At 64.7% G+C, this 7,837-nt stretch carries 9 protein-coding genes; 5 read left to right on the plus strand and 4 right to left on the minus strand.

Annotated features, from left to right (window positions below; genetic code table 11):
- Positions 1–8: 8 nt before the first annotated feature.
- Together serB and ctaD are read right to left on the minus strand one after the other, a co-directional pair.
- Positions 9–1,244 carry a phosphoserine phosphatase SerB gene (gene serB, locus AC5Y21_RS25825; RefSeq protein ID WP_499916961.1) on the minus strand — a complete coding sequence of 412 codons (1,236 nt, stop codon included), beginning with the start codon at positions 1,242–1,244 and terminating at the stop codon, positions 9–11.
- Positions 1,245–1,256: 12 nt separating this feature from the next.
- The gene (gene ctaD / locus AC5Y21_RS25830; protein ID WP_499916963.1) at positions 1,257–3,017 is read right to left on the minus strand and encodes an aa3-type cytochrome oxidase subunit I; all 1,761 of its coding nucleotides are present in this window, start codon (positions 3,015–3,017) and stop codon (positions 1,257–1,259) included.
- Between the two features lie 200 nt (positions 3,018–3,217).
- On the opposite strand from ctaD, the gene AC5Y21_RS25835 reads away from it, so the two are divergent.
- The 4 genes from AC5Y21_RS25835 (at position 3,218) to AC5Y21_RS25850 (ending at position 6,134) form a co-directional block, all read left to right on the plus strand.
- Positions 3,218–4,300, plus strand: coding sequence for an iron-siderophore ABC transporter substrate-binding protein (locus AC5Y21_RS25835; protein ID WP_499916977.1), 1,083 nt, complete (start codon positions 3,218–3,220; stop codon positions 4,298–4,300).
- A 103-nt stretch (positions 4,301–4,403) separates the two neighbouring features.
- The gene (locus tag AC5Y21_RS25840; RefSeq protein ID WP_499916965.1) at positions 4,404–4,634 is read left to right on the plus strand and encodes a hypothetical protein; all 231 of its coding nucleotides are present in this window, start codon (positions 4,404–4,406) and stop codon (positions 4,632–4,634) included.
- Complete coding sequence (locus AC5Y21_RS25845) at positions 4,624–4,941, plus strand: type II toxin-antitoxin system PemK/MazF family toxin (RefSeq protein WP_499916967.1); 318 nt, start codon at positions 4,624–4,626, stop codon at positions 4,939–4,941. Before AC5Y21_RS25840 ends, AC5Y21_RS25845 begins: the two co-directional genes overlap by 11 nt.
- Positions 4,942–5,093: 152 nt before the next feature.
- Positions 5,094–6,134, plus strand: a complete 1,041-nt coding sequence (locus tag AC5Y21_RS25850) for an NAD(P)-dependent alcohol dehydrogenase (protein WP_499916969.1) — start codon at positions 5,094–5,096, stop codon at positions 6,132–6,134.
- Here the strand turns inward: AC5Y21_RS25850 and AC5Y21_RS25855 are convergent.
- A complete protein-coding gene (locus AC5Y21_RS25855) occupies positions 6,123–6,536 on the minus strand; it encodes a DUF3349 domain-containing protein (RefSeq protein ID WP_499916971.1) in 414 nt (137 codons plus the stop codon). The two genes, AC5Y21_RS25850 and AC5Y21_RS25855, sit on opposite strands and share 12 nt — an antisense overlap.
- A gap of 304 nt (positions 6,537–6,840) precedes the next feature.
- Between AC5Y21_RS25855 and AC5Y21_RS25860 the strand changes: the two genes are divergently transcribed.
- On the plus strand, positions 6,841–7,023 hold the full coding sequence (locus AC5Y21_RS25860) for a YegP family protein (RefSeq protein ID WP_499916973.1): 183 nt from the start codon (positions 6,841–6,843) through the stop codon (positions 7,021–7,023).
- Between the two features lie 93 nt (positions 7,024–7,116).
- On the opposite strand, the gene AC5Y21_RS25865 is transcribed toward AC5Y21_RS25860, so the two are convergent.
- Entirely contained in the window at positions 7,117–7,677 is a 561-nt protein-coding gene (locus AC5Y21_RS25865; protein ID WP_499916975.1) for a hypothetical protein, read from the minus strand.
- Positions 7,678–7,837 lie beyond the last annotated feature (160 nt).

A 7,837-nucleotide genomic window follows, 5' to 3' on the forward strand; every position in this document is an offset into this window, starting at 1 on the left:
CGCGCGCCCTACTCCGGTGGGATCTCGACGCGGCGGACCACGCCGTCGACCGCGTCCGCGGCCTCGATCTCGCCGCGGGTCACACCCAGCAGAAACAGCACCGTGTCCAGGTACGGATGGCTCAGTGAGGCGTCGGCCACCGCACGCAACGCCGGCTTGGCGTTGAAAGCCACTCCCAGCCCCGCCGCGGCCAGCATGTCGATGTCGTTGGCGCCGTCGCCGACCGCGACCGTCTGCTCCATCGACACCCCGGCCTGCTCAGCGAAATCGCGCAGCGCTTTGGCCTTGCCGGCCCGGTCGATGATCGGCCCGACCACCCGGCCGGTGAGCACGCCGTCGACGATCTCCAGCTCGTTGGCCGCCACAAAGTCCAGCATCAGCTCGTGGGCCAGCGGATCGATGACCCGCCGGAAGCCCCCGGACACCACACCGCAGTGAAAACCCAAGCGCCGCAACGTGCGTATCGTGGTGCGCGCGCCGGGCATCAGCTCCAGCTGCTCGGCGACCTCGTCCAGCACGCTCGCCGGCATGCCCGCGAGGGTGGCCACTCGTTGCACCAGCGACTCGGCGAAGTCCAGCTCGCCCCGCATCGCCGCTTCGGTGATCGCCGCGACCTGGCCCTGGGCGCCCATCCGGGCGGCCAGCATCTCGATGACCTCGCCCTGGACCAGCGTCGAATCGACGTCGAACACGATGAGTCGTTTGGCCCGCCGGGCCAGCCCGTAACCCTCGACCGCGACGTCGACCTGTTCCTCGGTGGCAACTCTGGTCAGGGCGGACTGCAGCTCGCCACCAATCCCCGGCGGCACCGAGACGCGCAACTCCAGCCCGGTGACCGGATAGTCGGATACGCCGCGGATGAGGTCGATGTTGACGCCGAGAGCGGCCGCCTCCCTGGCCACAGCGGCGAACGCCTCGGCGGTGATGGGCCGGCCCAGCACCATGATGATGTGGGTGGAGGGCTCCCGGATGATCGGCAGGTCGTCGCTGCGCTCGATCGTCACGTCGAGGCCCACTTGGTGAATCGCGGCCTCGACATCGCGCCGCAGCGCGGTGTCCTCGGCGACGTCCGCGGCCACCGATACCAGCACACCTAGGGTCAGACGCCCCCGGATCACCACCTGTTCGACGTTGAGCAGTTCGAGCTTATGTTGCGAGAGCACCTCGAAAAGCGCGGACGTGACACCTGGCTGATCCGCGCCGGTGACGGTGATCAGCACCGACACCTTGGGTGGCGAGTTCACTCGCGGCAGCCGCTACTGCTTACTCGTGGAGCGGTCCGGTTCGGTCCGTGGGCCGAACCCCTTTGGCGACTCACCGGCCGTGGCGTGGCGCCCGATGTGCGCCTCGGCGCGGAGTCGTTCCACCATGTGCGGGTAGTGCAGCTCGAACGCCGGCCGCTCGGAGCGGATGCGGGGCAGCTCAGTGAAGTTGTGCCGCGGCGGCGGGCAACTAGTCGCCCATTCCAGCGAATTGCCGTAGCCCCACGGGTCGTCGACGGTCACCACCTCGCCGTAGCGCCAGCTCTTGAAGACGTTCCACACGAACGGCAGCATCGACGCGCCCAGAATGAACGCTCCGATGGTGGAAACGACGTTGTACGGCATGAAGCCATCGCTCTTCAGGTAGTCGGCGTAGCGGCGCGGCATGCCCAGGTCGCCGAGCCAGTGCTGCACCAGGAACGTGGTGTGGAAACCGATGAACGTCAACCAGAAGTGCAGCTTGCCCAGCCGTTCGTCGAGCAGTCGGCCGGTCATCTTGGGGAACCAGAAGTAGGTGCCGGCAAACGTCGCGAACACGATCGTTCCGAACAACACGTAGTGGAAGTGGGCGACTACGAAATAGCTGTCGGTGACGTGGAAGTCCAGCGGTGGGCTGGCCAGTATCACACCGGTCAGGCCACCTAGCAGGAAGGTCACCAGGAACCCGACCGAAAACAGCATAGGCGTCTCAAATGTCAACTGGCCCTTCCACATGGTGCCGATCCAGTTGAAGAACTTGATCCCAGTGGGCACGGCGATCAAATACGTCATGAACGAAAAGAAGGGCAGCAGCACAGCTCCGGTCGCGAACATGTGGTGCGCCCAAACCGCCACCGACAGCGCGGCGATCGACAGCGTCGCGTATACCAGCGTGGTGTAGCCGAAGATCGGTTTGCGGGCAAACACCGGGATGATCTCGGTGACTATGCCGAAAAACGGCAGGGCGACGATGTAGACCTCGGGATGCCCGAAGAACCAGAACAGGTGCTGCCACAACAGCACTCCGCCGTTGGCGGGGTCGTAGACGTGGGCCCCAAGGTGGCGGTCGGCGGCCAGCCCGAACAGCGCGGCGGTCAGTAGCGGGAACGCGATCAGTACCAGGATCGACGTCACCATGATGTTCCAGGTGAAGATCGGCATCCGGAACATGGTCATGCCGGGGGCGCGCATGCAGACCACCGTTGTGATCATGTTGACCCCGCCCAGGATGGTGCCCAGACCGGCGACGATCAGGCCCATGATCCACAGGTCGCCGCCGGCCCCGGGGGAGTGGATGGCGTCGGTTAGCGGGGTGTAGGCGGTCCAGCCGAAGTCGGCCGCCCCGCCGGGCGTGATGAAGCCGGCCATCCCGATGATGGCGCCGAACGCAAACAACCAGAATGAGAAGGCATTCAGTCGCGGGAAGGCCACGTCAGGAGCGCCGATCTGCAGCGGCAACACGAGATTTGCGAAGCCGAACACGATCGGGGTGGCATAGAACAGCAGCATGATCGTGCCGTGCATGGTGAACAGCTGATTGAACTGCTCATTCGACAGGAACTGCAGGCCCGGCACGGCCAACTCTGTGCGCATCAACAGCGCCAACAACCCGCCGATGAAGAAGAAGATGAAGCAGGTGACGCAGTACATGATGCCGATCAGCTTGTGATCGGTGGTGGTGATCAGCTTGTAGACCAGGTTCCCTTTGGGACCCGTCCGGGCCGGGTAGGGACGGACGGCTTCGAGTTCTCCCAACGGGGGCGCTTCGGCTGTCAACAGCTCCTCCAAACATCCGTCCAGGACAGGGGTCCAAAAACCAAATGAGGCCCCAAAAACCAATACTGCCCAGAATCTTAGCCTTCGATCAGGTCAGTGGAAGGTTTGGTCCTACAAACTGTCGTAATTGCTCCGGCGCGTTTCGGCGGACAGACCCGGCGCGAGCGGATGTTACCGTCGAAACCGTGCGTTTCGGCCGGATGCGACTCACAGTGTCCGCAGCCTCGATAGCCGCAGCGGTGGCGATTCTGACGTGCAGCGCGTGCGGATCCGATCAACCTCCCAAGCCGTCGCGGTCTATCCCCACCCCGACGACCCAGATCGCCGGCGCCGGCTTGCTGGGCAACGATCGCAAGTACGACGAATCGTGCGCGCGCGATGCGGCGGCCCCGGATCCAGGGCCGCCGACGCGTCCCGCCCACAACGCCGAGGGCGCCACACCCGACGTCGTGCAAGTGCCGTCGGACCCGCAGCGCATCGTGGTGCTCTCCGGCGACCAGCTCGACGCGCTGTGTGCGCTGGGTCTGCAGTCGCGGGTGGTCGGCGCGGCATTGCCCGACGGCTCCGCCGGTCAGCCGTCCTACCTGGGCAACTCGGTACACGGGCTGCCCGGCGTGGGCACCCGTAGCTCTCCCGACCTGAACGCCGTCAAGTCCGCTCACCCCGATCTGATCCTCGGCTCCCAGGCCTTGACGCCGAAGTTGTATCCGCAACTGGCGGCGATCGCCCCGACGGTGTTCACCGGGGCACCGGGCGCGTCCTGGCAGGACAACCTGCGTGCCGTCGGCGCGGCCACCGCACGTGGCGCCGCCGTCGACGGGCTGATCAGCGGTTTTTCGCGGCGGGCGACCGAGGTCGGGACAAAGCACGACGCGGCCCACTTCCAGGCGTCGATAGTCGAGCTGACCGACAACACCATGCGCGTGTACGGGGCCAAAAACTTCCCGGCCAGTGTGCTGGCCGCAGTCGGGGTGGACCGGCCGGCATCCCAGCGGTTCAGCGACAAGGCCTTCATCGAGTTCGGCACCACCGACGCCGATCTCGCGAAGTCGCCGGATTGGTCGGCGGCCGACGCCGACATCATCTATGTGTCCTGCACGTCGCAGGCCGTAGCGGAGCACGCCGCAAGCATCTTCGACAGCGACCCGTGGCGCAGGCTGTCCGCCTATCGCGACAACCGGGTCTTCGTCGTCAACAACGAGGTATGGCAGACCGGCCAGGGATTGATCGCCGCCCGTGGCATTGTCGACGACCTGCGCTGGGTCAACGCACCTATCAATTAAGGCGATTGATTTCTGCGTGCTCGGTGGTGTCTCGCCCCTCGTACGGAAACGCCGGCCGTTGACCCGCCATATTCGTAACTACAATCGTCGCACAATATGTCGTATGACCACGCTTACAATTCGCACGGACCCAGAGGTGGAACGCGCCCTGGCGGCGTTAACCAGCGAGGGCAAGTCCCGGTCCGAGGCGGCCCGCGCGGCGATTATGGAGGCAGAGCGCGCACATCGGCGGGCTCGATTGCGGGCAGAGGCTGAAGCGCTGCGTGACGACCCCGATGACGTGGCCGCCTCCCGGGCGTTGGCCGCCGAGATGGACGCGATCCGTGCGTGGTGATCTATACCGGCTGAAAGCCCCGAAGGCCGCGAGTGGACACGAACAGGGCGGCGCTCGCTACGCCGTGGTGGTGCAGTCCGACGACCTGCCGCTCTCAACGTGGGTCATCGCGCCTACTTACACCGGACGGCGCGCGGCCTCGTTCCGCCCTGAGATCGAAATCGATGGCATCAAAACACGTGTCATGGTCGAACAGCTCACCGTGATCGACCCGCAATACCTCCTCGGCGAGTTCGCCGGCCGCCTCGAGACCGCCGAGATGCATGCCGTCGATACCGCCTTGCGGGCGGTACTCGGCTTGGATTGACCATCTATCTTCGCGGCGTAAATCGCCAGCAGGAGCTGTTGCGGCGATCGTCATAAGCTGGACGTCGGGCCAGTTCGTCACCCGACTGGAAAAATAACTTTACCCTAACTAAACTTTTCAGGAACTCCGTAGACGAAGACAAGAAGGCTGTGATGAGCACTGTTACCGCGTACGCCGCGACCTCGCCGACCGAACCGCTGACCATAACCACCATCGACCGCCGCGACCCCGGTCCGCACGACGTGGCGATCGAGATCAAGTTCGCGGGGATCTGTCACTCCGACATCCACACTGTCAAAGCCGAATGGGGCCGACCGAACTACCCCGTGGTTCCGGGACATGAGATCGCCGGAGTGGTGACCGCCGTGGGCTCCGAGGTGACCAAGTACAAGGTGGGCGACCATGCCGGCGTCGGCTGCATGGTGAACTCCTGCGGACAGTGCAGCAGCTGCAAGGCCGGACTCGAGCAGTACTGCAAGCCGGGGGCGACGTTCACGTACAACTCCGTCGACAAGGACGGCACGCCGACGCAGGGTGGCTACAGCCAGGCGATCGTCGTCAACGAGAACTTCGTCGTGCGCATCCCCGACTCGCTGCCGCTGGACGCCGCGGCCCCATTGCTGTGTGCGGGTATCACCCTCTTCTCACCGCTGCGGCACTGGAACGCAGGAGCCGACACGCGGCTGGCGGTCATCGGTTTGGGCGGGCTCGGTCACATGGGCGTCAAGCTGGGCGCGGCGATGGGCGCCGAGGTGACGGTGCTGTCGCAGTCGCTGAAGAAGATGGAAGACGGATTGCGTTTGGGCGCCAGCAATTACTACGCGACCGCCGACCCGCAGACTTTCCGCAAACTGCGCGGCAGCTTCGACCTGATCCTGAACACCGTCTCGGCGAACCTGGATCTCGGTGACTACCTGAACCTGCTCGACGTCGACGGCACCCTCGTCGAACTTGGCATCCCCGAGCACCCGATGCCGGTACCGGCGTTTGCGCTGGCACTGGCGCGGCGCAGCCTGTCCGGGTCCAACATCGGCGGGATCGCCGAGACCCAGGAGATGCTGAATTTCTGCGCCGAGCACGGCGTGACACCCGAAATCGAGACCATCACACCGGATTACATCAACGAAGCCTACGAGCGGGTGCTGGCCAGCGACGTGCGCTACCGCTTCGTCATCGATATCTCAAAGTTGTGATGCAGCGTGGGCCTGCCACGCGATCTCTTCGGCTGCCTCGCCGTCTTCGTCACCGGGAATGACCTCGCTGACGTCGATACCGGCTAGCGGCCAGCCCGCAGCGGCCAGCGTGGCGGCCACCCGCCGCACGTTCTCCGGACCGGGGTCACGCTGGGTCAACTCGGCGATGTACTCGGCGATCTCGTTGCCGTCGATCACGCCGTCGGCAGCCGCGGGTGAACCCTTGGCGGTGAGGTTGCCCACCACCTCTTTGAGCTGGTCGGAGGTAAGCGGCGTGCTGCGCAACAGAGCCAGCAACGGAACCCGATCGGGGCCGGGCACGCCGTCGGGGTAGCCGGCCTGCAGCCAGCGCACTACCGAGCGAAGAAAGTTTGGGTGACTGCGGGAGGAACCGGATGTCATCACCCCCTCAGTGTCATGGCTGGTGAACGACACGCGCTACCGTTGCGCCGCCCCATCCAGACAATTCATATGCCGTTCACCTCTAGACGTTGCGGCGAGCAGACGCAGAATCGCACGATTCGTGCGCCAATCGTGCGATTCTGCGTCTGCTCGTGCCCCAGGTCGTGGTCTTCGCGCCCCGTGGTCCGCAGTGAATTGGGGCGATGGGCCGCGCGGCGCCCACAAACGGGAACAAAGAGGGCATACTCCTGGGCCGTTTCTCGGACTAACGTCAGCGTCATCCATTCGATCAAAGGAGATTCCGATGGCTGCCAAATTTGAACTGTTCAAGAGCAAGAGCGGCGATTTCCGGTTCCACCTCAAGGCAGCTAACGGGGAAATCATCGCCAGCGGCCAAGGCTACAAATCCAAGGCAGCGGCGGAAAAGGGTATCGAGTCGGTCAAGGCAAACGCATCTGGCGCGGCAGTCGTCGACAACACCGAATAGCCCACCGCGACACGTGCTGCACAGCTGATGTCCGACGAGCACCGTGCCCGGCCGAAAGCAATGACCGCGCGGGCGGCTCTGGCGGTGGCCCTGTCAGGTGTGGACGATCCAGCCCGCTTCGGTGTAGGGCGCGGGTTGCGCCGGATCGTTGATCGTGATGTACAGGTCGCCTCCAGTCGGCATAGCGAAGCCGACGAATCCATGTGCGGTCTGTCCGTCGTGAAGGCCGCCCGCTTGCAGCGGGGGCATCTTGTCGAGCCTCTGGTAGTCGACCGCAAGCGTAGACGGCTGGGGCGCGTCGTCGGGATGGGTCCATGGCTGATTGCCGCCACCGTATCCGGCGAATATATAGCGCTGGTCGACCTGGAAGAACCGATGGGACGTCCCGGTGATAGTCAGTTCCACCACGTTGCATGCGGAGTCATACGTCGGATTCGCAAAATGAGAGGTGCAACCTGGCGGTAACCACGTTGCACTGTTGACAGTGATGTCGGCGGTCGCGCCGTCGGCCGCCTGCGCATGCACGGGTACGCCCATCTGACCGATCGGGAACGGTGGACTCTCGGACGTGGGGTCAGCCGAACCGGTGGGACACGAGCATGCCGAAATGACCACGGCGACTGCGGTTGCAGCAATTACAGATTCCGCGCGCACCCAGGGAGGTTACCCGCAGCGCTGCCGCGAAAACGCGCGTCATCGATGAGCCGTCGGTGCAGCGGACACGAGCGCCGACTGCGGGCATAAACCAATCCACATCGGCTGACGTACGGCTCCGCGTCTGCATAGTTGATCGGGCCATGGCGCGCGCCACCCC

This window comes from Mycobacterium sp. NGS41, from assembly GCF_059812725.1.

Excerpts from the sequence above, each read along its gene's own strand:
- AC5Y21_RS25835 (WP_499916977.1), top strand. The coding sequence starts at position 3,218 with ATGCGACTCACAGTGTCCGCAGCCTCGATAGCCGCAGCGGTGGCGATT.
- AC5Y21_RS25840 (WP_499916965.1), top strand. The coding sequence starts at position 4,404 with ATGACCACGCTTACAATTCGCACGGACCCAGAGGTGGAACGCGCCCTG.
- AC5Y21_RS25850 (WP_499916969.1), top strand. The coding sequence starts at position 5,094 with ATGAGCACTGTTACCGCGTACGCCGCGACCTCGCCGACCGAACCGCTG.
- AC5Y21_RS25855 (WP_499916971.1), bottom strand. The coding sequence starts at position 6,536 with ATGACATCCGGTTCCTCCCGCAGTCACCCAAACTTTCTTCGCTCGGTA.
- AC5Y21_RS25860 (WP_499916973.1), top strand. The coding sequence starts at position 6,841 with ATGGCTGCCAAATTTGAACTGTTCAAGAGCAAGAGCGGCGATTTCCGG.